Annotated in this window: 18 protein-coding genes and 1 tRNA gene; 8 read left to right on the top strand and 11 right to left on the bottom strand. The window is 42.0% G+C overall.

From position 1 onward, the window contains the following. Positions 1-110 precede the first annotated feature (110 nt). The 3 genes from JMX95_RS04655 to JMX95_RS04645 all read left to right on the top strand — a co-directional run bounded on the left by JMX95_RS04655 (position 111) and on the right by JMX95_RS04645 (position 2,128). Positions 111-719, top strand: a complete 609-nt coding sequence (locus JMX95_RS04655; protein ID WP_201560132.1) for a DUF411 domain-containing protein — start codon at positions 111-113, stop codon at positions 717-719. An 81-nt stretch (positions 720-800) separates the two neighbouring features. Then, positions 801-1,268, top strand: a complete 468-nt coding sequence (locus tag JMX95_RS04650) for a DUF305 domain-containing protein (RefSeq protein WP_227675967.1) — start codon at positions 801-803, stop codon at positions 1,266-1,268. 125 nt (positions 1,269-1,393) lie between these two features. Then, complete coding sequence (locus JMX95_RS04645) at positions 1,394-2,128, top strand: DUF305 domain-containing protein (RefSeq protein ID WP_227675966.1); 735 nt, start codon at positions 1,394-1,396, stop codon at positions 2,126-2,128. A gap of 259 nt (positions 2,129-2,387) precedes the next feature. Here JMX95_RS04645 and JMX95_RS04640 read toward each other — a convergent pair whose 3' ends face one another. From JMX95_RS04640 to JMX95_RS04600, 9 genes are all read right to left on the bottom strand, one after another. Beyond that, positions 2,388-3,101 carry a GAD-like domain-containing protein gene (locus JMX95_RS04640; protein ID WP_201560131.1) on the bottom strand — a complete coding sequence of 238 codons (714 nt, stop codon included), beginning with the start codon at positions 3,099-3,101 and terminating at the stop codon, positions 2,388-2,390. A 267-nt stretch (positions 3,102-3,368) separates the two neighbouring features. Then, positions 3,369-4,595, bottom strand: a complete 1,227-nt coding sequence (locus tag JMX95_RS04635) for a hypothetical protein (protein ID WP_201560130.1) — start codon at positions 4,593-4,595, stop codon at positions 3,369-3,371. Between the two features lie 100 nt (positions 4,596-4,695). Beyond that, entirely contained in the window at positions 4,696-5,394 is a 699-nt protein-coding gene (locus JMX95_RS04630; protein WP_201560129.1) for a hypothetical protein, read from the bottom strand. A gap of 9 nt (positions 5,395-5,403) precedes the next feature. Next, the gene (locus JMX95_RS04625; RefSeq protein WP_201560128.1) at positions 5,404-6,780 is read right to left on the bottom strand and encodes a hypothetical protein; all 1,377 of its coding nucleotides are present in this window, start codon (positions 6,778-6,780) and stop codon (positions 5,404-5,406) included. Further along, positions 6,780-9,467 (bottom strand): DUF2345 domain-containing protein, encoded by a 2,688-nt coding sequence (locus tag JMX95_RS04620; RefSeq protein WP_201560127.1) that lies wholly within the window; start codon positions 9,465-9,467, stop codon positions 6,780-6,782. Before JMX95_RS04620 ends, JMX95_RS04625 begins: the two co-directional genes overlap by 1 nt. 172 nt (positions 9,468-9,639) lie before the next feature. Continuing rightward, entirely contained in the window at positions 9,640-10,476 is an 837-nt protein-coding gene (locus JMX95_RS04615; protein WP_201560126.1) for an OmpA family protein, read from the bottom strand. A gap of 110 nt (positions 10,477-10,586) precedes the next feature. After that, a complete protein-coding gene (gene tagF / locus JMX95_RS04610; RefSeq protein ID WP_201560125.1) occupies positions 10,587-11,567 on the bottom strand; it encodes a type VI secretion system-associated protein TagF in 981 nt (326 codons plus the stop codon). Further along, on the bottom strand, positions 11,564-15,607 hold the full coding sequence (gene tssM, locus JMX95_RS04605) for a type VI secretion system membrane subunit TssM (protein WP_201560124.1): 4,044 nt from the start codon (positions 15,605-15,607) through the stop codon (positions 11,564-11,566). The genes tagF and tssM overlap by 4 nt, the downstream gene beginning before the upstream one ends. A gap of 66 nt (positions 15,608-15,673) precedes the next feature. Beyond that, entirely contained in the window at positions 15,674-17,470 is a 1,797-nt protein-coding gene (locus JMX95_RS04600) for a hypothetical protein (protein ID WP_201560123.1), read from the bottom strand. A 417-nt stretch (positions 17,471-17,887) separates the two neighbouring features. On the opposite strand from JMX95_RS04600, the gene JMX95_RS04595 reads away from it, so the two are divergent. The 4 genes from JMX95_RS04595 to icmH all read left to right on the top strand — a co-directional run bounded on the left by JMX95_RS04595 (position 17,888) and on the right by icmH (position 21,938). Continuing rightward, positions 17,888-18,937 (top strand): M15 family metallopeptidase, encoded by a 1,050-nt coding sequence (locus tag JMX95_RS04595; protein ID WP_227675965.1) that lies wholly within the window; start codon positions 17,888-17,890, stop codon positions 18,935-18,937. Positions 18,938-18,968: 31 nt separating this feature from the next. Next, positions 18,969-19,655 carry a hypothetical protein gene (locus JMX95_RS04590; protein ID WP_201560122.1) on the top strand — a complete coding sequence of 229 codons (687 nt, stop codon included), beginning with the start codon at positions 18,969-18,971 and terminating at the stop codon, positions 19,653-19,655. A 9-nt stretch (positions 19,656-19,664) separates the two neighbouring features. Continuing rightward, a complete protein-coding gene (gene tssK / locus JMX95_RS04585; RefSeq protein ID WP_201560121.1) occupies positions 19,665-21,011 on the top strand; it encodes a type VI secretion system baseplate subunit TssK in 1,347 nt (448 codons plus the stop codon). Between the two features lie 114 nt (positions 21,012-21,125). After that, a complete protein-coding gene (gene icmH / locus JMX95_RS04580; RefSeq protein ID WP_201560120.1) occupies positions 21,126-21,938 on the top strand; it encodes a type IVB secretion system protein IcmH/DotU in 813 nt (270 codons plus the stop codon). Between the two features lie 254 nt (positions 21,939-22,192). Here icmH and JMX95_RS04575 read toward each other — a convergent pair. Both JMX95_RS04575 and JMX95_RS04570 read right to left on the bottom strand, forming a co-directional pair. Continuing rightward, positions 22,193-22,268, bottom strand: a tRNA-Asn gene (locus JMX95_RS04575). Positions 22,269-22,575: 307 nt separating this feature from the next. Further along, positions 22,576-23,778 (bottom strand): pyridoxal phosphate-dependent aminotransferase, encoded by a 1,203-nt coding sequence (locus tag JMX95_RS04570; RefSeq protein ID WP_201560119.1) that lies wholly within the window; start codon positions 23,776-23,778, stop codon positions 22,576-22,578. Between the two features lie 541 nt (positions 23,779-24,319). On the opposite strand from JMX95_RS04570, the gene JMX95_RS04565 reads away from it, so the two are divergent. Further along, a complete protein-coding gene (locus JMX95_RS04565; RefSeq protein WP_201560118.1) occupies positions 24,320-25,057 on the top strand; it encodes an SDR family NAD(P)-dependent oxidoreductase in 738 nt (245 codons plus the stop codon). The last annotated feature ends 54 nt before the right edge of the window (positions 25,058-25,111 follow it).

Below are 25,111 nucleotides of genomic sequence, written 5' to 3'. Positions count from 1 at the left end.
TGTCATCTTGGCGTCATCTGACTGTCAGAGTGGTTATGCTAGTTTGGCTTCAATACATCCTAATTTTAATATTCAACACCATGAAATATTCAACACTATGAGAAGCCTCTATGATGCCTTTTACCATTAAGTTTGTTCGAGGGTCAGCGGTCTTATTAACCGCTGCCATATTATCAGCATGTGGGCAATCTGACAGCAATGCTTCTAATGCTAGCCCCTCTACTACCAATGCCGCTAACGCCAGCAGTGGTGAGGCAAACGCTATACAGAGTAAGCAAACAGTGACAGAGACACCAGCCAACAACCCAGACCTGCTCAAGAACGTGTCAGCCACTGTCTATAAAGATGCCAATTGTGGCTGTTGTAAAGAATGGATAGGGCACGCAGAAGATAATGGGTTAACGACAACTGCCCATGATGTTGCAGACTTGTCATTATTTAAAGAGCGTTACGGTGTGCCTGCTGAGATGCGTTCTTGCCATACCGCCGTTACCAGTGATGGTTATGTCATCGAAGGTCATGTTCCTGCCAAGTATGTGGCTGAGTTTTTGCAAAATCCACCAAAGCAAGCCATTGGTTTGGCGGTACCGGGTATGCCCGTCGGTAGTCCTGGTATGGAATATCAAGATAAGTTTATGCCGTACCAAATTATGCAAATCAATAAAGATGGCACAAACCAAGTATACGCTGAGATTGAGTCCGCAGAGCAGCAGCTATAAGCCAATACTTTATTTAGATAGATTGTTTAAATTTCAGCTACTCATTGTAGTACTGATAGCAGCATTGATGGAGACTGACTGATGAATCATGCAGAGCAAAAACAGATGAACCCTTATGTAAAGTTTACCCTCATGATTCTGACGTCTACCGTGGTGATGTATATCATGATGTACTTCAATACTTATGAGTGGGATCATATTTATTTTAGTGAGACCAGAGCCTATATGGCGCTATATATGGGCGCAGGCATGGCAGTGATTATGCTCGCCTTTATGAGCAATATGTACAAGAAAACTAAGGTCAACTTAATGACTTATGGTCTGAGCGTATTGCTATTTACCGTGGGTATCTGGGGCGTCAGATCTCAAGCAACCGTCGATCAAGTGGATTGGATGCAGGCTATGATACCGCATCATTCAATTGCGATCTTAACCAGCTCAAGAGCCGATATAGAAGATCCTAGAGTACAGCAACTTGCTGACGACATCATCGAAGCACAAAAGCGTGAAATTAAAGAGATGCAGGCACTGATCGAAGCATTAGAATAAATAGCCTTAAAACACACTGCTCTTAGTACATAAATTAAATGATTTTTCCAACTGGTGGATCTTAGCTGATTTGCCAGTTTTTATATGAACCATAACTACCAAATGATCGTAATTAAGGATCTACCATGAAAATGATAAGAAATTCACGTCTTGCCATGCTTGCAGTTAGTGTCAGTGCCGTGATGATGCTTAGCGCTTGTCAGCCGACGAATGACGTAACAGAGGCTACTGTCAAAGACGAGGCGGCTCCCGTTAATAATGCTACAACAGACACTAGCGCGATGGATGCGCATGCAGGTCATGATATGTCAGGCGATGCGATGACGGGCATGCATGGAGAGTATAATGACTCTATGACTAAAATGCATGATGAAATGATGGCAGGCATGGCATACAACGATCCCGATGCTGCCTTTGCCCAAGGAATGCTTGGTCATCATATAGGTGCTGTTGATATGGCAGAGATTCAGCTAAAGTATGGTACGGATGCAGAAATGCGTCAGTTGGCACAAGAGATTATTGACGCTCAGAAAGCTGAAATCGAGCAAATGCAGAACTGGCTTGCCAACCATCCTGATGCTGCTGAGCCAACGTCTGATACTGAAGCCATGCAGACAGCTTATGCTAAAGGTATGGATACGATGCATAGTGAAATGATAGCAGGTATCGCTGACCCTAACCCAGATATGGCATTTGCTCGTGGTATGTTGCCGCATCATATTGGCGCAGTAGATATGGCAAAGATACAGCTAAAGTATGGCAAAAATGAAGAAATGCGTCAATTGGCACAACAAGTAATTGACGCGCAGCAGGCTGAAATTGAGCAAATGCAAAACTGGATAGCCAAGCATAATAGTTAAATAATGAGTGCTTAAGAATGGATGTATTTTAGATAAAAAGCAGTGTCTTATATTTCTTAAGGTACTGCTTCTTCTACTTTACATTTCTTAATCTTCTCTAAAATTTCGCTAGTGCCTGTATCAATATGCGCGTCGCCACCTTTGTCTACCATAAGCCTTAAAAGGTTGAGTCTCCTAGGTACGCCATTGATATGAGTAAGACTTGCTAGGATAGTGTATCTGTGTTTAAACCACCCGAAGGTGGCTTAGTCGTAATTAATCACTCTAAACTATCTAAATCAGGCAAGTTTGATGAATCTTCAACACCAAAAGCCATTTGTCCTAAGCGTTTGAAGTCGATATGTTGAATTTCAATCAAGTCGGGTAAAAGATTGAGATGTACAAAGATATTCATCTTATCTATATTTTTGATAGAAGCATTGTCACTAATCGCAAGGGCAGGGACAAAGCCAAACATTTCATCGTATTCAAGAGCGCCAATTTTTTTAATGCAACGGTCAAATAGTGGTTTACCGTTATTGTCTTCCATCTCAATATATTTAATTTGTTGAAAAGCAAAAAATAATTCTAACTTTCTATCCTCAAGCCCAGTGGCTATATCTTTTGCGTCACCTTGTTTTAGCCTTACCCACCCGAGAGTAGGGGTGATCTCAAAAGCAAACCCTGTCTTCTCTCCCCAAACGTATAATTCACCGAAACCACTACGAGCAATGACATAGTAGCTATCTTGCTTTGAAATATCTTCACCTAGCCAAAGCGCTAGCTCATCTTCATAATCAGCTGGATTGACTATCCAAAACAGACCTTGTTTAAAACGACAAAAACCAAACTGTTGCCAATAGAATAGAAGTCTATTAGGTAATTTACCCTGATAGTAATTTAAGGTAGCTTGATCAACAGGTTGTTGCCAGTCAGGTTGGCCGAATTTTTCTAAAAAATAATCAAATCCTTCATCTATAATAAAGTGACTCATTTTTCTATCCTTTAGATGTTTATTTGTACATATTAATCAGTGTCAATGATATTTGTTGGTAGGTGTTGGCTTGCTATTTATTATTACTGTTTAATAATGCCTTATTAATTGCCCTGTGGTCGTTTAATTCTCTATCAAGCCCTAGTTGCATCAAAGTAGCAGGATGATACTGGTAGTTGTCCAGTTTGTTATTGGAGCTCGAGCTTGAGTTGAGAGTCATAAATATAAAAAACCACACAAAGGTGGTTTAAGTAAAATAATAACAAACTAACCTTTCTTACCCTCAAACTGCCAAATCACTTCACCCCAGTTGTTGTTTGGATAGTCTGGCATGGTTTCGCCTTGTCTAAAGTAACTACGGCTGTCTGCTTTGGCTAAAGTAAACCAGTAGCCTGATTTTGAGCAAGGTTGTCCTGCTGGGCAACGTCCTTGGACTTGACTGGTTATTTCAGGCTTAGCCTTTGGCTGATTTTCATAATAAGGAGTCATGTCTTCACCAGCTTTTTTACGTTCGATAAATTCTTCGTAAGTGATTTTGTAGGGGTCTATTGAGATGAATTTGCTGGTATCGATGCCAGTTCTTTCTAAAACGATAGGTAAGGTGTAGTCAGGTTGATTTTGCTGGATGTCTAAACCTATTTCTAAAGCTTGGGTTTCAGCGTATAACCTAGACGTAGGTAAGTCTGGATAAGCCTTTGTAAAGAGTGATTCCATAGTGTCGTTTGGATTGTCATAACTGATATAACTATTAATATAATTTTCTTCAGACCTAAAATCTAAGCTGACCATATAGACGTAACTACCAATTTCTTCTTCAAAGTTGTATTGCATGTCAACCGTTAAAAAAACATCAGTACCATGTCGCAAGCTCCATGTTTGTAAGCTCGGTAGTTTTTTGAATTGATTAAAAGTTAAAGGGTATTGATAATTTACAAAATCATCTGCAACGTTTTCGCTAGTACCGTAAGTATAGCTATCTTGAATAGATATACGAGGGTCGTCAATGCGGTGATCATCTAACCAATCTTGCTCTTCTAGCTGTTTAAACAACTTTTGCATGGCGACATAGGCATCTTTTTTCGTAACACCATAACTACCTTGCGCATTTTCGATAAAGAAACGAACTGCAGAAGACTCTATGCCTCGTTCTGGTCTATCGTGACTGTAGAATCCTGAAGTACTACTAACATTTTGGATAGTAAATGACGGAACATTAGGGTAAGTAAACGTAACAGTGGCATAATTATCGCTAGGAAAACGTAATTTATAAAAAGTAACGCCTAAGCTACCAATATTGAGAGGATTATCATCAAAACTCCAATACTGTTTAATGTCCTCATTATTTTTTTTAAAGGTTTCAGGGCTTTCTTCTACTGAAACATAAGCATGAGGGGGGATAACAACCTCTTTTTCTGCTTGGCAGGCAGTAGCTAAAAAAAGGAAGCTAAAGCAAATCAGAGTAATGAAAATTTGTTTAAACATAATACCAAACATGCCTTAGTTGCTTGAATAATGGGATTTTATATCCTTACCCTTGTTGACCTTCAAACTGCCACATGACTGGCGTAGTTAGTTTGATATGATTTGCCTTATTCTAAGGGTTAGATTTAGAGTTATATAAAGACAAATCTGTTCTGTTATCAAACTCACATGATGTCAAATCCACCATCGCATATTTTGATTGTTTTTGTTGAACAGTACATCCTTTGTATTTGGTGATCTTAGGGCTGCTGATGAGCTCTTGGAAAAATAATTCAGGGTTATCTGCCCCGCTGATTTCTAATATTTTATAGATGATATCTTCATCGAGTCTATTAAACGGGTCATGTGGTTGATATTTTCCAGCTAAGGTAAACCTCTTCACAAAATATTTATTATTCACTTTATCCAGTGAGTAATCTAAGATAGTGCCATCATCATATTGAATGACAACAAAAAAGCCATATGCTGTTTCTTCAAATTGTTTACTATTTATTTGGTTTAAATTATAGTCTTTGTGGAATAAGTTTTTAGTTTCTTTTACATTTTCGTTAGGTAAAAAAAATGGTTCTCGGGCTTGTTTTGCTGGTGTTCTCGTAATAAGCGGAGCCCAGTCTATTGTAGTGACTTCCTGTTGTATTCGAGGTTCAGTATTCGAGGGTGATACGTGCTCAGCGCTATTATATTCATCCAGTTTTATAGCAGATTCGATCACTTGATCGGACTCGGTAATAAGTGAGTCAGAATAAGTGGTGTCACAAGCGGGAAATAATGCAGTAACCATTATAGTAAGTGTTAGTTTGGTTGTTTTCATATAGACCTCTTATAGTTTATATATACTGGGATCTTTTTGCATCAGGTACCATTGATACCTTGCAAATGAAATACGTGAATTTGGGTTATTAGGTGCAATACCTATTTGCCAAGTATAATCCATCACTTTATCACTAAACCCTTGATAGAATTTATATTGGTTAGAAAAACCAGGCTCAAATATGTGATGTACTCCCAGACTATGGGCTATTTCATGGACTAAAGTTTCGTAGTTGTCTAAACCTGATTTTAAAACGATGGCAACATTACCCCATGCAAATTGTCCAGTGGAGTAATCTGCAGGTGCATTACCGTCCAAGCCTGTTACATCGAAATCTAATAGAAAAATATAAGTCTTTTTGTGCCCTATTTGATTAATAGATAAGGCATTACCTTTTTTATCTTTATGCTTTCCCAGTCCATATTTATCATACGCACTAATAATTCCGTCACTTGCTGATTCTTGAGTATGGCTATTTTTCTTTACTCGCTTTATATAAGAATTTATATGTGTGTGGGTATCAAATTTATTCAAATCGAAGTGCTCTTCAGTTTTAATTTCTGCTCTTATAAGTGCTTGGTTGAATGATTTGTATTTTAAATACCACTCTATAGATTCTAAGGATTTTTTATTTATACCGGTAGATGTTTTAGTAGGCACCAATACTAAATCAGCTTTGTATGTCTGATTGTTTTTATGTACCATCAACTCTCCTACTAAGTCTTTAGAGTTAGCAGAAATAGCGTAAACAGCGATACTTTCATGTTTGCTAAGTAGTTGGTTCTTTACCCCCTTAACCAATACTGCTCTTTTAAGAATATAATCCTTCCGAGTTTTCTTATTAGCATTATCAACCATGGTGGTTTTATGTCCTCGATTGATAAAGTTTTTAATTGAAATGCTTGAAGGCGAAACAATGAGTTTACTTGGATTCGAAGATACAAACTCTAGCTTCGTATATTTACTGGCTGATAGTTTAGAGGTGTCCCCAATTAGTTGCTGAAGCTCAATATCTAATTTTATTCCATCTTTGTGAATAGATGAGCCACCTCTATAAATACTGTTTGTTGTATACGGGAAGATAGCCAACCATGCAGGTAAATAATTGTATTTATGCAATAGTGGTGAATACATAGCATCTTTAAGATAAATATCTTTAAAATTAGAAATATTACCTCTAAATAATGCTTTATGAGTACGCTTACCTGTTGTAGGTTCTGTTACCTCTTCCATAGGATATCTATCAGCATCTCTAGGATAATCAAAACCATAACGTCCAGCCATATCCTTTGGCTGTCTAAAATGAACCGTAAACTCACGACGGCTGATCCTAAGCACTTTAAAAGGATCAGAAGGACCAGTAGTACCATTAGAGTTTTTACTCATTATTCTTCACCTTTTAGTTCATCATTCTGCCAATCAAGCTCCAGATGAATTTCAATCTCATCCTCGCTATCAGAATGGAAACGTTCGGACCAGCCATCTTCATCAGTTACCCCATTGAATCCTTCGCCTGTAAGCTTATTCACCGCTGTATAAGGCGTATTAGCATAAGGCTCATCATCGTCATCCAAAAACTGGTAGGCCAAACTATAAACCCCATCCATCATCGTCTTTTTATGAGGAACTAAGCTGGGCAACCCCGCCAAACCCATCCCATCCCTTCCACCCCCAGCCTTACTATGCTTACCACCTTTCTCCGTAAACTGCTTTGCGGCTATCGTAATATTTGCGCCATCCAAAGTGATACTTGCACCACCAGCGGTCAGCGTAATTTTATTCGTCGCTACTATCTCAACCTCTTTGGTCGAAGAGGCGATATTGACATCTTGCTTAGCCGTGGCTTCAAGCTTACCCGTATGGGCGGAGAGGGTGATATTCTCTTTGGCATTGGTCATGCTAAATTGACCATCGGCTATGATATTTAGAGACTCGCTACTGACTTGGTTATGACTCTCCCCACTACTGATCATCATATCTTGCTGCGTAGTACTAATCATCTCACCCATACTTCTGTGAATCAGCGTATCGTCACTGACATAAGCACTGTCTGCTGCGCTATCGATTAGTGTGTAGGGCATCGTTTGATGGGTTTTGGTTTGCTGTTCCTCTGCGATAGTCTCAAGCTGCGTCTTAATCGCTTTGTGGTCATTGACATGACGTCCAAGCCCTGTCGCCAATTGTGTTAAACGTTCGGCTAAGTGCTGACCACCAAGACCAGTTTGGGTGAGAGTCGGGGTGTGCTGCTGGTAGTTATGCTGTCCAGATTGCGTATGAGTTTGCGGTTGAGTGGAAAGGACGAGGGCTTCGCCTGATTTGATATTGATTTGGGCATTGGTAGCTGCATTGATGCCTTCGCGTTTGGCGGTGTCTGATGGATTGATGACCCCCATCTTTAGACTGGCAGATATCCTAGCACTGTCTACTTTTAGCTGAGAGTAAGCTTTTTCTGTACGATGATCAGTAATCCATTCTGATAAACCATTGTCCGTGTTGCGATAACCGCTTTCAATGGCTTGTTCATTGTCCGTGGCAAATAGGCTAGGGCGAGTCGATGACAATAAACTGCCAGTGTTAATTAGATGCTCGCTATCGCCGATAGACTGCATCAGGGTTTGGTCGTCCGCTCTATGGGTGAAGTGTGTGCCGTAGTTCGCGCCAGCTTGCGCCTCCAATCGGTTGATAGGCTGAGCTGGGCTATCCAGTAAATAGCTGCGCGTGGGCGTCATATGGTTACGGCTATCCATCTCATTTTGCATTTCAGTGATCCCAGTCATCGGCGGTAGGGCATGTCTGCCATATAGATGACCGACCCATGGGGTATCAGCGGTAATGAGGCGCAGCTGAGTTAAATGAATGCCAGCTTCTAAAGAGGAGGCATGACGCTGTTGGTGGCGTGAGCTTTGGGTCAGCCCTGTGACATGCGCTAGACTATTGCGTGCCAAATGAATGATATGGGTAGCACGGTAGTGCTGATTGAGCGCACTGTGATCGACAAGCATAAAAGTATCAGCAACACTCAAATCCGTAGCATGGGCTAGGGCATGATAGATGCTATATCGATTTTGATGACTGTTTGCCACGATGGTTGCTTCGTCTATGGTTTCAGTCTCTGTTACTGGCGCAAAAGCAGCTGGCGTGTCTAATGTGAGTGTGTGGTTATTTGAATGGCTTACGTCATCAGGGTTACGGCTCATCGCAACGTCAGCGGACTGCGTTGGGTGTGCAACACTGCTGCTATTAAAACGCTGCATCTTTACTGAGTTTGGTTGGGTGATGACCTGCTCACTCAATGCCAATACTGGTGCATGGACACGGTCATGTAACACTTGCTGGTAACGCAGCGCGCCAATATTTAAGCTGATGCCATCGCTATTACTTGGACTATGCGATGTAATAATGAGCTTTGGTGGACTGTGCTCATCCGTTTGCTCATGGCGCAGATAGGCTGTCAGTCCTTGACGTGAGAGGCGCTCACAAATATGTGTCCAGTCGCTGATTTGCCACTGGGTCATGCGTGCGGGTGTCCAGTTAGCCTCTTCACCATTGCTGCTATCATCGATGATTTCTATATCTAGCGTAGCCGTGCGCTCTGCTACCATGGCCTGTACCGATAAGTCAGTGTCGATATGACTATGTAAGTGCTGATGCAAGCGATAAGTGATGGGCTGGGCGAGCAGACGATAGTAACCGTAGCTGCCCTCATGATCTAATTGATGTACCGCTGTTATATATAAATGACGAAAGCTTAGACCACTTGGGGTATCAAAGCTTAACGTGATGGAGCTACCGATGAGAGGAGTTAATGGTGTAAAGGGTGGGTGATGGCGCTCATGGATATAGACATGCAGCACATAGGTGTCGATACCGTGCTGCTGCTGTTGGCAATTCCCATTGGGGTTTAGTAAGGCGATGATATCGGCTTCGTTCGCGCTATGCATGAGCTTATCTTGCCACGTACGATGAGCGTTGATATCTTGATGAGCGCTCGGATAGGGCGCTTGAGTGCTGCCTTCGCTAGCATAGAGCCGATCAGGATGCATGGGCAACACAGTATTGGTCAAGCGTAACATAGTTATGTCCCTATTTTTTTAGCAGTGGCTCTCTTTTGGCATTGGCATTTTTTGTAGCATCGATATCTCTAGTAGCAATGACAGTATGTTTTTCAGCATTATCAAACCAGCTATCAGCACTTAACCGTCATTGCTTAGTTGTCGTTATCGTCATACGTTCTACATAGCGATGTTATTCATTAAGGGTAAATTCGATACGGCGATTGCGAGTGCGACCTTCTTCGTTGTCGTTACTAGCGATAGGATCTGAGTCCCCTTTGCCAGTAGTACTGAGACGAGTTGCATTTATATTTCGACCGATCAGGTATTGTTTGACGGCTTCTGCACGCTTATTTGATAGGGCAAGATTGGCAGTAGAATTGCCGACATTGTCGGTATGACCTGTGATAAGAACAGGCTTATCACCGACCCGCTGTAACACCCCTGCCATATCGTCTAAGATACCAAGACCCATAGGCGTTAGATTGGTGCTACCAGACTCGAACTCGACGATACGGTTGCCCAAAGTCTCGTCTATGAGGCGTTGTTCACCTTCTACCACGACCAGCTGATTTTCTAATTGATAGAGATCAGTTAGGCGCGAGTGAATACGGTTTTGAATAGCTTGCTTTTGTTCAAGGCTGCTTACCTTGCCATGTAAGCTAATGGTCGTCCCATGAATGTCGATACGCCCTTGACGAATGTTAGAGATATCGCTATCAATGATAGTCGTGGCTATCTGTTGCCAGTTGGTTGGTATACTGATGTTCGAACGTACTTCGATTTCATCTCTGACAGGTTTATCAGGATACTGTGCTTTTAGCTTGTCGAGCAATTGCTGTTTGTCTGAGCTGGTAGCGACCACACCTTTGATGACCACTGGCACATTTTGTGAATTATTTGTCACATGAGTGTCGTTATGTTCTGCAAATACAACGGCGCTCGTAGGCAGGGTGATAGCAGCGGCTAATAGCAGGTTTTTCGTGTGATTTGTTAAGTTGGGTTTTGTTATTCTAGAGAGGACTTTCATTCAAGTACCTTTTTAATCTGTCTATTATTGAGCAGTGACTAATTGCAGGGGTATGATGCATGACGGCTACTACTAGCTGTTACGAATCAGCAGTTATCGTGAGCTATTATTTATTGTGCTAAAAAAGTTTTTTTAAACAATTGCCTAGTATCATACAGATATAAATTGTCTTGTAACAATACTTTATTAAACCGTGTCAATCCAATGTCTTCATCGATATAGCCTTGAGTCCAGTCGCTATGAGCGATGACCACCCAATCTTCAGGATAGGTTTGTTCACTTTCTGATATTTGCTTGAGTATACGTCCATCTGGTTTAGTAAAACTCATGAGCAGGCGATAGCAATTAGCGACACGATATAAGTAGGTATTCAAGTAGAGCTGGTGTGGCTGATAAAAACCATTGATGAGATCGTGCCAAAAAGTGGCCATGTGTATCGAGTTTTCTCTATCAGAGGTAAGTGACCAGCAGATGGCTTTATTCAAGCTATGGAAACCCTTAGTAAAGGTCGGTAAAAATAACAGGCCAGTGGCAATGATTTGCTGTATCAGTTGCGCTTTATCGATGTTCATTAAGATCGCTATATCATGCAACGTAGTGGTATTGATAAAATCATAGTAGTAAGTACTGGCATTGTTATCGATGCTGAGTTGGCTATGGTTGAGGTGCTCCATAAGATCGCTATTGTCAGTTTTGGATTTGGCCATGCTTAAAACTTCATAAGTGTCATTCCAAAGCGCTGATGACTTGACGGGCAGATAGTTCATCCAGTTTTTCGGTTTATCGAGATGAAGCACGCCAAAACCTATCAATGGGTAATTTCTATAGCTACTATCGTGACTAGGGATCAAAACACCGGTGATAATCTCATTAGCTCTAGTATCGATATGACTGAAATTTAAAAAGGCAAAGTTATGATTATTGACATTGTCTATCGGAATTCCGCTAAATACACTTTCCGACACGGCTAGCGCTTCGCTGACCCATTCATCAATGGCATTGGTCTCAGAGATATGAGCGCGCGCCCGTACAAAGTCCCCGCGAGCAGGCAATTTTCCAAAATATACTAAAGGCAAGGAGTCTGGAGTCATGGCGTTTGCTCCTGCTGTTCAGTCACGGCTGAACGATCATCAGTAGCCGTCGTGGTATCAGTAGGCGGTTGCACTGGTGGACTATTTTCACTATTGGTATTAGGGACTACAGTAGATACGCGGGCTGGCGGCGTGACATTGCTTATATTTTGCTCGCCAGTCGGTACTGGCTGATTGGTGCCAGAACCCGCATTAGGAGTATCGCCATCAACAGCATTATCATCAGAAATTGGCCTTGCTGTACGTGTGACACCAAGGGCAATAATCTCCTCTGGTAGTTTCATGCCGGTAAAGGGATTGGTAGAGCGACCTTGACCGGTAGTGGTACTACCACTGCCGCTGATGATTCTAAAGCGTACAGAGATAGTGATGCCGTCACCAGACCATGCCATCTCAAAGATATCATTGCCCAGTTCAGTACGGCGTGCACTATTAATCAGCTTTTCTACCCCAAAGCTACCTGCCTCTTCAAAGACAGTAAAGTCTCTGCCATCATAGTCTTTGGCTCGAATACTGGCACCCGGTTGGCTACTTGGGTTCGGCCATACAAACGTTGTCCATGCTTGAGTACCCATGCGATAACGCAACTGCTGACCATCGACCACAATGGTATATTCAGTCAAACCGCTGACGGGTAATGGCATGATTTGAAAAGTGGTTTGATTGGCAGCGCTACCAGTATTATTCGCACCAGCAGCACCTGGGCTATTACTACCCGTATAATTGGTAAAGTAACGGCCAAAATCAGCGACAAACTGCGGGTTAAGACCTAGACCTGCACCATTCCAGATTTTACTGGAGATTTGATCGCCGCGGCGAATGATAAAGGGCGATAACGTTTCGTTGACGAATCGCGCCACATAGCCATCTTCGCCGAAGAATTGACCGATCTCTGCAGGCATCGCTTCTAAGTTTGCATTGGCGGTAAAGGGATACTTACTGCCTAAATTATCGAGGAAAGGCTTATAGACCTGCGCTTTCCAAACTTTATTAATCTCAGCCTTAGTGGGCGTCAGCAGCATATTAAATGAACGAGTTAGTGGCTCACTCAACAACGGACGAACCAGCTGTTTTATTTCAGAGTTGGCTTGACTTAGGATCTGCTCATCTAATATCTGTAGAGATTTGGTTAACTCTGAGCCTTCGGGGCTGAGGGTTTGTGAGGCAAACAACAAAGCATCAGGGCCGATGTCGTCACTACGAGCGATATTATTAAAGCGGGTTCTGATATCGCCTAAACTGACTAAATAGCTGTCTAATAATGACAGATCCTGATTTTCTTCTCTTGGCGTTACTAGCGCATGTATAGAGGAGAATTCTTGAGCAATCACACCTGAGCTTGCTTGTGCTACAGGCGCAGCGTTACTAGAGCTGCCACCATTATTCATCGCAGCTTCTGCTTGCCGCAGCTCAGCAGGGCTTTGACGCAGGATGGTTTGCTTAAACCAATTGACAAATGAGCGACGAGATTCGCCACCATTGCCAGCTGCTTGATTAGCCGCTTTATTGTCCCATTGAGTTTGGCGATCTACTGTCTCAAACAGGGTTTTTAACGGTGACTCTGTGGCATTGGACAGCTGGTTTAATAAGACCGCATGATCATCGAAGCCTGTGCTATCCCGAACATACACTTGAGATAAAAAACGTTTCCATTCACTGACATATTCTTGCTTATAGCGATTGACCAGATATTGTCGTATCTGTTCAGGACTACCCGTCAAGGTAAGGTCATCTTGGCTGCTGGTGGCCAACACCCAATCATCGGCGACCACTCTCGTAGTGGCAGCTTTATCAATCTCATCACTGACGAAAGCATCCCATGCCTCTTTAGTAAAAGTGCCTGAAATGACATAACTACCAAGCAGTGTTTCATTAGCATTGTTTTGCGTAATCTGTGCAACCGTGACCGATGGGAAGCGGGCAGATGCACGCATTTTAATCTCAGAGTAAACCCGCTCACGAGCAGGTTGACCTTTGCTAACCTTGGATAAATTGCTACGGGTTTTGTCTATCAGCCCTAAGTCATTTTGGATCAATGGAAAGGCGGGGTCGTCGACATGAGCCAAGGTGAAACTCAAGATACGCTCAGCTTGGCGAATCATCTTGTCACGCGGCATGTCAGCGCGATTGGCTTCGAGCCAGTTGCGCCAAAAACGGGTCATCTGATCACTCAAATGACTGGCCTCTAAATTGTCATGATTGCCAAGCATGAGATAAGCTTTGAGCGCGTTATAAGCATCTTCAACGTCTGTGGGGTCCGACTGGATATAAGCATCATTAACGGCAGCATCAGAGGTGTCATCAGTGTTTGAGTCTCCTGTACGGACTTCTAATTGATCGGCATTGGTATTTACTTCGGTCAAAAACGTTTCGATATTTTGTTTGGTTGGCGCTAAGACGATGATGCTGATGCCGTTATAATATTCTGCTAGCAATTTTTGCTTAAGCTTATCGCCTTGATAGAGGCCAAAACTTAAAGACAGCGGCTTGTCGTCTTCATAGCCTTCAAGCTGCTCGATTCGACTTTGTAGAATATTGAGCGACTCGAGCTGGGATTGTAAATCACCGTTAGAATTTTTTTGTAGCGCTGCGACTTGCTGTAAGTCAGCCACGACACGCTCAGTGAGCTGTTTATTATTGGCATAAGACCATGTCCACAGACCGACAGCCGCACACAAAGTCACGACAGCAGCTAGCGTCGCAAGCGCACGATGACTGCGCTTGTGTCGGTTTTTATGCTGCTTGACCAAATGCTTGTCTTTTAAAATGACTTTAGAAAATAGATCTTGTAAAAAATAAGGCTTGTCTGCGGCTTCTTGCTGCGCATTGAGCGGTATCGCAGGTGGGTGCAAATCGTAATTTTGTACCATTTGCAACGTCATTTGGCTGCTAACTTGCCCGTCCTGCAAGGCACTGGTAAAGTAAAAGCCACGCAATATGGGCTTAAATTGGAAAGGGTTGTCCTCAAACAGAGCATGCATCAGCGTCCGTATCATGGGACGTAACGACTGAAATTCCATTGGGAAAGTCATTAGACTGGGAGATACCGTGCGCTGATGACGTAAGGATAGCTTAGTGGTGCTCAAATCTTTTAGACCATTGACCAATACGCCAAAATGCTCTTCGAATACGTCAGTGATATTGATATTTTCTGGGTCTTCAGGGTAGGGGATGGTCGCGCCCCATACTTGGCTGCGCTCTTCTTGCTCATAGTCATTAAAGAAGTCACGGAAGCCTGAAATCAAATCCATTTTAGTAAAGACCACATAGACAGGCGCATAAACTTCTAACTGTTCAGTTAAGTCTTGCACACGGCTGCGCAGATTCTTGGCCAAATCCAAAGCATAGTTTGGGTCATTTTTGGTGAGTTCGGCGATACTAACCGCGATGATGATGCCATTGATCGGTGCTTTAGGTCGATTCTTTTTGAGTAGGCTTAAAAATGACAACCATTCTGAGCGATCTTCTTCATAGACGGAGTAACGTCCTGCGGTGTCGAGCAAGATACCTTCAGTCGAAAAAAACCAATCGCAGTTACGTGTACCGCCGACGCCTTTAACGGATAGCTTGTTACCTTGTTCCATAAAGGGAAATTTTAAGCCAGAGTGTAGCACTGCAGAGCTTTTGCCTGCCGCGGGATTACCAATGACCATATACCACGGCAGCTCATATAACGCCGCTTTGCCTGTTTGATCGCCTATCTTTGATTTGCGAATGGTTTTAATGGCATCTTGCATTTGCTGACGTAGCGCCTGCACTTCTTGAGCGTTTTCATCTTTGGCCACATGAGGGCTATTGTCACCTTGGCTCTCGTTGCCATTATCCTCCACTAAGTTTGCCAGCTCATCGGAGGCAAGCTTACGTTTTTTCCACAGGTAATAGCCAAGCGCCCCCAGCACCGTACATGTGATTAGGACACCAATGATGATGACAAAGGTTTTAATAGTCACATAATCATAAAGTAAGACTAGGGCGACTATGAGCCCCAGCGCCAATAATACTCTTGGGTTATAGATAAGATGAAAAAACCTTGAAAACATGCGTGCTACCTAGTGTGAACTTAAGATAATAAAACGAGTATTTACCACGACAAAGCACCATTAAAACTACGACTCAGATGCTTGAGAAGAGTCTAGCAACCAAAGCATATTGCAGTGCTTATGTTGAGTAATTAGAAATGATCTGTCTGACTCTTGTTGGTCTTCTTTGGCTAAGTCAATGAATAACGATAAGCTGATAAATGGCTTCAACCAATTATTCAATGGCATATAATGCCCTAAATGATGTTCATTTACCAGAGCGCCTTGTGCTATAAATGCTTCAAGAAAGCTCATATACGTTGATAAGTCATAAGGCTGCTTTAATGGATTAATGTCAGATATGGCGGTAATGGCCATGTCTGTTATAGCAACATTAGTCTTGTTTTTTTCTTTGCTATTGATATCAGACGATTTTTTTTCGGACTTTACTGTCTGTTTATCAGGGGTTTTTAGCGTGGTCGTATCGGTCGGTGACAGTGAAAGCATATTGTCTATTAATAGGTTTTTGATAGTCGTTAAATGATTCAAATAGCGACGATTATCACTCAAAAGCTCAGTGCGATGAGCTGTAGCTATCTCCGTTAATAAAATACAGGTATTAGCGTCAATATTGAGTAGCTCTTGAGCCGCTTGATTCGAGAATAGCAACAGCGCACCCGCCTCAGTTGGAATGACATTGGTCATTTGCTCAGCATACAAATGATTATCTAACCATTCTTCACTTATCTGTGAATCTGCAATGAGAATTAAGCAAAGATCAGGCGCAGTTAATTTAGATAAAGGCAGCAGATGTCTATGGATGAATTCTGTAGGTGTGGCAATGGTGCTATTGTTAGCGCTATTATTTGCTACGGTGTTTGCGACGTCAGTGCCGTCAGTTATGATGGTCGTAATAGCAATCCGTGTATCAGGAATCCCGTAAGTTGCTAACTGTTCTTTTATGGTCGCGATTAAAAATGCTGAATCGGCGCTGGAAGGTAAGCATAAATAGATAGGAAGATTGGTTAAATGACCAGTAGAGGCTGCTGTCATTTTGTCATCACCGTTCTCTTTACGGCTGTTATTTTCACTACTTACTTCGTTGGCACTCACCAAATAATGTTGCTGCCATTCGGGATGAATATGAATGGCTGCGTTGGACTGAGTCGTATCTTGTGGGTGATGTTGATAAAAGTGTTCGGCAAGGCTAGACAGCATCTCCTCGCTCAAGACTAGCTGCTCATAAATTAATGCCTGTAAACGTAAGGTAGTATCATTTAACGCTACTTTACGTTCAGTAAATCTCTCATCATCGAGATGGCTGTCTAAACTACTGTCTAAATCATTGTCTAAATTACTGCTCGAATCTAAATAATGGTCTGAATAGCTATCGTCAAACTCTGAGTCTGCTGAATAGGCATCAGACAGACTAGGATATGGTAGGGCGGATACATCAGGGAGTCTTGCAATCGGTTTGACCAACATTGGCATACCATCAATATCTGTCAAATCCTCGCTCAATACGGTTAGGTCTGCATCATTATCCACCACCTCAGACCAACAGTCTCCTTCTGGTAGGCAGACACGGCTATAGATGAATAACTGATAAGTATTGGGCGGCTTAATAGCGTCTGTTTTATCTGTTGTTCCATCAAGTATCTCTGGTGAATCGGTTGTTTGTTTATCCAGTTTTTTTTGCCACCATAAGAGCGCCATGATAGAGCCAAGAAACAATAAAGGGATGGTAACAAACCATAGTAATAAGCCAGATGAGGTCAGCTGTCGCGCATTGTCTTTAAAGTACATCCAGACCAAAATGAGATACAACACCAAAATCATGACTAAAACAGATCGGCCGTATGACAGTATTTTTTTTGCGCCCACTTATTTAAACTCCCTATTTGTTGGGTTGTTATTATGATTATTACCATGTAGACAAGCTTTGCGATCCAAATTTTATGATATCTATAAGCTTGTTTTTACTATGCTAGTTAACTTTATTTGTCTTATTTATAATTCGGTTGTAATGATAGGAATCACTTTGAAAATGTTGTTAAACTATAAATTCGATAACCAGTGAGGGTTTTAGGAATTATTAAGTAAATTTTTATAATGAAATGGTATTTTTAAGTTGTCTCTAGATAAGCGAATGGATAGAAATAAATAAAAATTAGTGTAATTAAGTTAGCTTTATTTTAAAAGGAGATGATTTGTCTATATAATACTGACGAAATCATAATTATCAACGCCTGTTTATTATTATTTTGTTTTTATCGTCTCAACTGTCGCTGACTCTTGCCTATGATTTACTTGACTGTATCGGTCTTTACATTGCTCTCTATCCTCATGATGGTCATGCTTTTTGATCGGCAGCTATGTGGACGACTATTAGATAAGGTAATGGTGTTTTTTCATCGATTGCCTAGCCTAAAATTCAAGCGTCCATCAATAAAGATACCAAAAAAGGCATTTCATTATCGTATCAAGCAGTTTATTCGTTTTATTTCGGATATAGATGTTTCTCGTATTCCAGTGATACCGGCATTGTCTTTTTTGATTGTCATGGCAACGGTTGGATTGTGTTATGCCCTGATTACCAATCATTCTCTGGAGGTTTATCATGCCAACGATACCGTGGCTAGCACGACAAATTTGCAAATCAGTCAACTACTCATAGGAGAGCGTCTGCGTCCACCGTCGCCTCCGCCAGAGGAACTGTTTGCTGAACTAGAAGCCGAGGTTGCAAGCTACCAAGCTGACAAGACAGAGGAAGGGTATTGGCCGGATAATCAGACAAATATACCTCAGATTGATAGACCGCTCATGCTCCCTGAGCCTGATTTGTCTGACTTAAACACGCAAGATCATAGCACTGGCTATTCAGGTGACATGTTGGCTACACATCTAAACAACGGTCATATCAATATTAAGAATGCTGACCGTAATTGGCAAAAAATGAACTCAGATTTTGTTCAACGGCTGTTGACTGTGTATAAAGTAATGAGTGACCAATATGGCTATGACATGGTGTTGTTAGAAGGCTATCGTAGCCCTGCAAGGCAAGCAAGATTATTGAAAAAAGGCACTCATGTAACGAAGGCAGGATCATACAAGAGCTATCATCAGTTTGGTTTGGCGGGCGATAGCGCCTTTATCAGAAATGGTAAAATTGTCATAAGCGAAAAGGATCCTTGGGCAATGCGGGGCTATAAATTATATGGTAAAGTAGCCAAATCTGCCGGACTTGTGTGGGGTGGTGATTGGCGTATGATGGATCTTGGGCATGTCGAGCTGCGCAAAAAAGGCGTGCTCGGTCGCCCAGAAATGGCTGAGATTTTGACCAGTCAATAATGATAATAACAAGCTAAGGTAAACTGAAAGTATGAATAAATGTATGACATTGCCAGTATCATTAATCGCCGCCACTTGCTTGCTAAGTGGTGCGATCGCCGGATGCAGCACTGATAAATTGAGCAAGTCAAATGACAAGGTATCGGCATTGGCAGGAGAGCCTCCTACTATAGATGCCATGAGCCATATCGTTGATAATGGCAAAAATAGTGCTGATTTGCAAAGTTTAAAAGCACAGTTAGAGCTGCAGCAACAGCAGCTGGCGACCATGAGTGCTGAGCAGCAAGCATTGCAAGAAAAAATGAAGCGTCAGCAGATTACCCTAAATATCAAACCCACCACTAATGCCAATGCAGGGCGTACCAAAGTAGGCACAGCAAGTACGGCCTATATCGCATTTTTGGAGGAGGAGAGTCAGTTTACGGATATTGAAGCACTGGCGGCCAAAGAGATCAGTATTATTCCAAATCGTGAGAGCAGTCTGACCGTGAACATTCCACAAGACGCGCGCTTTATCGCTATTAAAGTGGGGCTGAGATATACCAAAAAGCGCTCACAGTTTCTTATCCCACTTGCCAGTCTCAATTTTGATACGCCACTGGCGATCAATATTGGTGGATGCGATGTCAGCATTACTGAAGGTGTTGACCCAGCACTGACACCTACATTTACCACCAAACTTAAATATTATCAGCAGCCACTAGTCAGCTGTTCTTAGGAGATTGTCTTGAGTAAACACAGGGTATTATGGGGAGAAGGGTTGTTTTTGCGACCCCAACATTTTCAGATTCAAGACACTTATCATGACTCGCAACGAGCTTTGAGTATGATGCTGGTGCATCCTTATGCTTATGGAGTATCTGATGTTCAGATTGATAAGCAACTTTTGGAAAGCAATTTACTAAGCTTTCAAAGTATTTATGCGGTATTGCCAGATGGTACGATATATCATGCACCTCGTACCGACACTTTACCGAAAGCCATTACCTTAGATACCCAAGACAATGGCGATGAAGTTTTCGTATTTTTGAGTTTAGAGATTGTCCATAGTGGCGGCAGCAATATACAGACGGATCGTAGTGACAACCCAACACGCTATGTCAGGGGTGCTATTGAGACACAAGACCTATATAGCCAAGCGGCTGAAGCAGTCATTGACGTGATTAAACTGTCGCCAAGTTTGCAGTTAAGTCATTCTGCGCAAGCGCCTAGCCAAGATACCGTGTCCTTATTGGTAGCCAAGCTCGTGCGTACCACTCAAGGCGTCTATCAAGTCGATGATGATTATATCGTCCCAAGTGTGCATATTACGAGTAACCCTGCGCTTATTGGTCACGTATATCGTTTGATGACGATGATTAATACCAAGTCTATGTCACTGTATGACCATCATCGTCAGTCTAACAATGACTTACTGGAGTTTCGCTCCTCAGATATTGCCTCTTTTTGGCTATTGCATACGCTAAATACCGCATACTCTCAGCTCAGTCATTTATATAATAATGCAAAACTACATCCAGAACGCCTTTATGAAGCATTATTAAATGTCGCCAGCCAATTGGCTACTTTTAGCTCATTATATAAGGTGGGCGACTTACCTTCTTATCATCACGATAATGCCAATGACTCATTTGTCAGTATCATTTTAATCATTCGTGAGCTACTCAATACTGTCATTGCCAGTAACTTTATCTCGATTCCATTGCGTCAGAATAAGCCATCTTATTATACAGGCGAGCTAAGTAGTGACAAGATCACGCGTGGCTCACAGCTGTATCTGTCTGTTAGCTCATCATTACCGATGCACGAGCTCATCGACATCGTACCACGCCGATTTAAAATTGCGACGCCTGACTCAGTAGAGAAACGTGTGTTGTCAGCGCTGCCAGGCTCTTCTATTTCACATGTCAGCCAAGTACCCAGTGCGATACCAGTGAGACCAGGCTTTAGCTACTTCACCATCGAACCGGTAGGCGAGCTATATGACGAAATGCTCAAATCTGAATCTATCTGTATTTATGTGCCAAATGGCTTTGATGATTTAAAAATAGAGCTGATGGCTATCGTACAGTAGTTCTTTTTGTCTCTAGAGGTGCTGAGGTTGCAAGATGAGTATGCACTAGGGTGCGCTCTCATTTTGAGGACACGCCCTCAATAGTATTTGAAATAATAAGTATTAGGAATAATCATGTCAGGGAATAATTCAATGGGTTCTGCACCTTCGTTGTTAGATTCAGGCGAGGTGGCTTCAAAGGTCTCAGCAACTGGTCTAGATAAGCGTATCAGTAGTCAGTCGCTGGTAGACATCATGTATGACGGCTTTTACTTGGTGTTTTTATTGCGCAATCATTATTTCAGTACAGAGCCGCGACAATTTCGTCAAAAAATATATGATTTCTTAGATAAATTCGAGATGAATGCGCGCAAAAAAGGATTTCTGTCAGAAGATATCCATGAAGCTAAGTATGCGTATTGTGCGTTGATTGATGAGACCATCATGACCTCGCAAGAGCCAGAGTTTCAAACCCTCAAAGATGCTTGGGAGCTAAATCCTTTGCAATTGGATTTATTTGGCTCACAAATTGCTGGTAATGAGTTCTTTGAGCGTTTAGATGGGCTACGCGAGCAAGGAGAGAGGCGTCTGCCTGCTCTGGAGGTCTATCACTATGCGATGCTACTTGGCTTTCAAGGAAAGTATCGTTTAGAGGCGCCAGAGAAAATTCGTTATCTTATCTCACGCTTAGGGGATGAAATTGAGCATCTACGGGGTAATAAGAACGAGTTTTCGCCTTTTTGGGCGATACCGGACCAAATCAAGCACACGCTCACGAGCGAAACGCCACTATGGGTCATACTCACGGTCATGGCAGTGTTGTTGACCGCGATATTTGCTACCATATGGCAGTTTACCAATAGTTTCTCGAATGAGCAGCTGTCAGCATACGACAATGTGATTCAAGAAAACAAAGAGCAAGCTCATATCTCAATTTTTCTACCTTAATTATTTTCCTTACTTTAAATGCTAACTTTTTTAACAGTTTTTATTTCAGCTGCATACGTTGTGCTGAAATAGAAACTGTTAGGACAGCCCCGATTGTTATATCGTTGGCTACTTATTTTTCTACTGAGTTTTATATAAGTTTCTTTATGCCAATGAAAAGAACAGCAATAAAAAAACCCTCATCAAAGAGATGAGGGTTTTGGCAAATGCCATAATTGAATTAAAGATAATTCAAGAAATTTACAACTAAAATGTGGCTCTCCAACCTGGGCTCGAACCAGGGACACACGGATTAACAGTCCGTTGCTCTACCAACTGAGCTATTGGAGAATAAGCTGCAAGTGTTTAAAACCTTACAACGAGCCTTAGAAGCCTCTAACGAGTTCTTGCTAAGTGGGGCGTATTCTAGCAAAAATAAAAAATACGTCAAGCCTTTTTTGCATAATTATCAAAGATAATTATTTTAATAGGGGGATAAGGCGTTTTTCGAGGTTTTTTGCCAAAAAAACTCCCAATTGTGAGATGAATAAAAAAGACGCCACATAAAGGATAGAGGATAGGTGGCGTCTTCGTTTATAAGCACATTTCTAAGCACATACTTAAGCGTAGTAATTTTAAGACAGTGGCTGTTTAGTCTTTATTCAGCAACGTCTAGATCAGCCACCGCTTTTTCGATACGTGATAAGGCATCTTTTAGCGTCGCTTCATCAGTTGCGTAAGAGATGCGCATATAGCCACCAAGACCAAAGGCGTCACCAGGCACCACTGCAACGCCAACTTTCTCTAACAACCATGCTGAAAATTCAGTACATGATGACAGACCAGCGGCTTTGATGAGTGGTTTGATATCAGGATATACGTAGAAAGCGCCATCAGGACGCAGGCAGGTAATACCTTTAATCGCGTTCAAACCATCAACGACTAGATCACAACGCTTCTCAAATGCTTCTACCATCGGCGTGAGCACGCTTTGATCGCCACTGATAGCGGCTTCGGCAGCCACTTGGCTGATCGATGTTGGGCATGAGGTTGACTGTGATTGTACTTTTTTCATCGCCCCAATCAGCTTGGCAGGGCCACCAGCGTAACCAATACGCCAGCCAGTCATCGCATATGCTTTTGACACGCCATTTAAAGTAATTGCCCGCTCTTTTAGCTCAGGTGCGGCATTCAAAATATTGTAGAACTTATCGCCCGTCCAGCGGATGTGCTCATACATGTCATCTGACACAACATAAACTTGTGGGTGCTTTTTCAGTACTTCAGCGATGGCTTTTAGCTCATCCAACGTGTAAATCATACCAGTTGGGTTAGAGGGGCTGTTCAATACCAGCATTTTAGTTTTGTCAGTGATGGCGTCTTCTAATTGCTCAGCGGTGATTTTGAAATCTTGCTCAGCAGGGCATTTGACGATGACTGGCACACCTTCTGCAATGATGATCATGTCAGGATAGCTGACCCAGTAAGGTGCTGGAATGATGACTTCATCACCTGGATTGATAAAGGCTTGCGCAAGATTAAAAAATGATTGTTTACCACCGACCGATACTAGGATTTCATTGGGCTCATAGCTGATGTTGTTATCACGTTTGAACTTCTCAATGATGGCTTTTTTGAGCTCTGGCGTACCATCGACAGCGGTGTATTTGGTAAAACCGTCATTAATGGCATCGATTGCTGCTTTTTTGATGTGCTCTGGCGTATCAAAATCAGGTTCACCCGCACCCAGACCGATTATGTCTTTACCAGCTGCTTTTAACTCTTTGGCTTTATTGGTAATCGCTAGCGTAGGCGATGGCTTGATGTTGTTGACGCGGTCAGAGAGTTGCAATTCGCTCATGAGAGATCCTTTTTATAGTGGAGTGGGATTGGTGAAGCACTATCATTAATTGTATAACGTTTGAGATGTTATTAGGACACGATATCAGGCAGTTTCAAAAACTGTCGCAAGGGAAGTTGATTTTTGAAAATAAATAACCGTTAATAAAGACAAGCGCTTTTAACAAGTTGGATATTTTCATGATAAATACGCTGACTAATCAGCCCTTTAATGTAAAGCTATTTTTGATTTTTAGTATTGTAGCATGCCGTAATTAGGCTGTCTTATAAGGCTAGTAACATAAAACGACAGACCTAAGAGCAATTTTTCCAGTGCGCGAGAGTAGACAGGTTCAGTCAATTAAGAGACGCATTGATTGCGAAACCACAACAATAAATCGATAGCCGTGCGCTATGATTGTTTAGATTTAATAAATAAAATGGATGATACCTTAATAAGAAAAGGTTAATGCCATCAGCTGACTAAAGATGATAAGCAAGTATTTGATACCTGAATGCATGGGAAGTTTTGTACTATCAGCACAAATAAAAGGACGTTTACGATGACTGACTCTACTAAGAAATTACATATACTTATTACTGGCGCGACGTCTGGTATTGGCAATCAATTGACAAAAGACTATCTACTAGAAGGTCATCATGTCTATGCCGTTGGTCGAGACGATAGCGCATTGGCTGAGCTTGAGTCATTAGGCGCAGAAACGGTTGACTTAGATCTCATGGATCGGGATAAAGTTATCGACGCTTTTGAAAAAATTGAAGAGGTTGATTTGGCGATTTGTGGCGCTGGCATGTGCGAATATCTGGACATGCCAAACTTCGATAGCGCCTCGTTTATGAAAGTGATGTCGGTAAATATGGGTACGTTGTCACATGCTATCGAAGGGATATTGCCAAAGCTAATCGCTTCAAAAGGTCGCTTGGTGGGCATTGGTTCAGCATCTGCTTATGTGCCATTTGCTCGTGCCGAAGCTTATGGCAGCTCAAAGGCTGCCATCCATTACCTAATGAAAACTTTGCAAATTAGCCTTGCACCGCATGATGTGTCGGTAAGCTTGGTCGTGCCTGGTTTTGTCGAGACGCCAATGACTAAGCAAAATGATTTTCCCATGCCTTTTATCCAAACAACAGCGCAGGCAAGCCAAGCTATTCGTGATGGTATCGCGAGTGGTCACGATGTGATTGAATTTCCCAAAAAGCTCACTTTACCGTTAAAGGTATTGGGTACGTTGCCAGATTTGGTGTGGCAGCAAGTCAGTGAAAAAATTAATAAAAAATAGCTTATATTGAAAAATTGCAAAAAACAAATTACTAAAAATATGGAAAGGAACGCA

The sequence above is a fragment of the Psychrobacter sp. NC44 genome (genome assembly GCF_904846655.1).
In the GTDB taxonomy this organism is placed as follows: domain Bacteria; phylum Pseudomonadota; class Gammaproteobacteria; order Pseudomonadales; family Moraxellaceae; genus Psychrobacter.
Note: the sequence above shows the minus strand (reverse complement) of the source record. Positions and strands in the feature narration are given on the sequence as shown.

Coding starts and splice junctions, on each gene's coding strand:
- JMX95_RS04635 (WP_201560130.1), bottom strand. CDS start 4,595: ATGTTTGGTATTATGTTTAAACAAATTTTCATTACTCTGATTTGCTTT.
- JMX95_RS04645 (WP_227675966.1), top strand. CDS start 1,394: ATGAAAATGATAAGAAATTCACGTCTTGCCATGCTTGCAGTTAGTGTC.
- JMX95_RS04655 (WP_201560132.1), top strand. CDS start 111: ATGATGCCTTTTACCATTAAGTTTGTTCGAGGGTCAGCGGTCTTATTA.
- JMX95_RS04595 (WP_227675965.1), top strand. CDS start 17,888: ATGATTTACTTGACTGTATCGGTCTTTACATTGCTCTCTATCCTCATG.
- JMX95_RS04640 (WP_201560131.1), bottom strand. CDS start 3,101: ATGAGTCACTTTATTATAGATGAAGGATTTGATTATTTTTTAGAAAAA.
- JMX95_RS04590 (WP_201560122.1), top strand. CDS start 18,969: ATGAATAAATGTATGACATTGCCAGTATCATTAATCGCCGCCACTTGC.
- tagF (WP_201560125.1), bottom strand. CDS start 11,567: ATGACTCCAGACTCCTTGCCTTTAGTATATTTTGGAAAATTGCCTGCT.
- JMX95_RS04625 (WP_201560128.1), bottom strand. CDS start 6,780: ATGAGTAAAAACTCTAATGGTACTACTGGTCCTTCTGATCCTTTTAAA.
- JMX95_RS04650 (WP_227675967.1), top strand. CDS start 801: ATGAATCATGCAGAGCAAAAACAGATGAACCCTTATGTAAAGTTTACC.
- icmH (WP_201560120.1), top strand. CDS start 21,126: ATGTCAGGGAATAATTCAATGGGTTCTGCACCTTCGTTGTTAGATTCA.
- JMX95_RS04630 (WP_201560129.1), bottom strand. CDS start 5,394: ATGAAAACAACCAAACTAACACTTACTATAATGGTTACTGCATTATTT.
- JMX95_RS04565 (WP_201560118.1), top strand. CDS start 24,320: ATGACTGACTCTACTAAGAAATTACATATACTTATTACTGGCGCGACG.
- JMX95_RS04570 (WP_201560119.1), bottom strand. CDS start 23,778: ATGAGCGAATTGCAACTCTCTGACCGCGTCAACAACATCAAGCCATCG.
- tssM (WP_201560124.1), bottom strand. CDS start 15,607: ATGTTTTCAAGGTTTTTTCATCTTATCTATAACCCAAGAGTATTATTG.
- JMX95_RS04620 (WP_201560127.1), bottom strand. CDS start 9,467: ATGTTACGCTTGACCAATACTGTGTTGCCCATGCATCCTGATCGGCTC.
- JMX95_RS04615 (WP_201560126.1), bottom strand. CDS start 10,476: ATGAAAGTCCTCTCTAGAATAACAAAACCCAACTTAACAAATCACACG.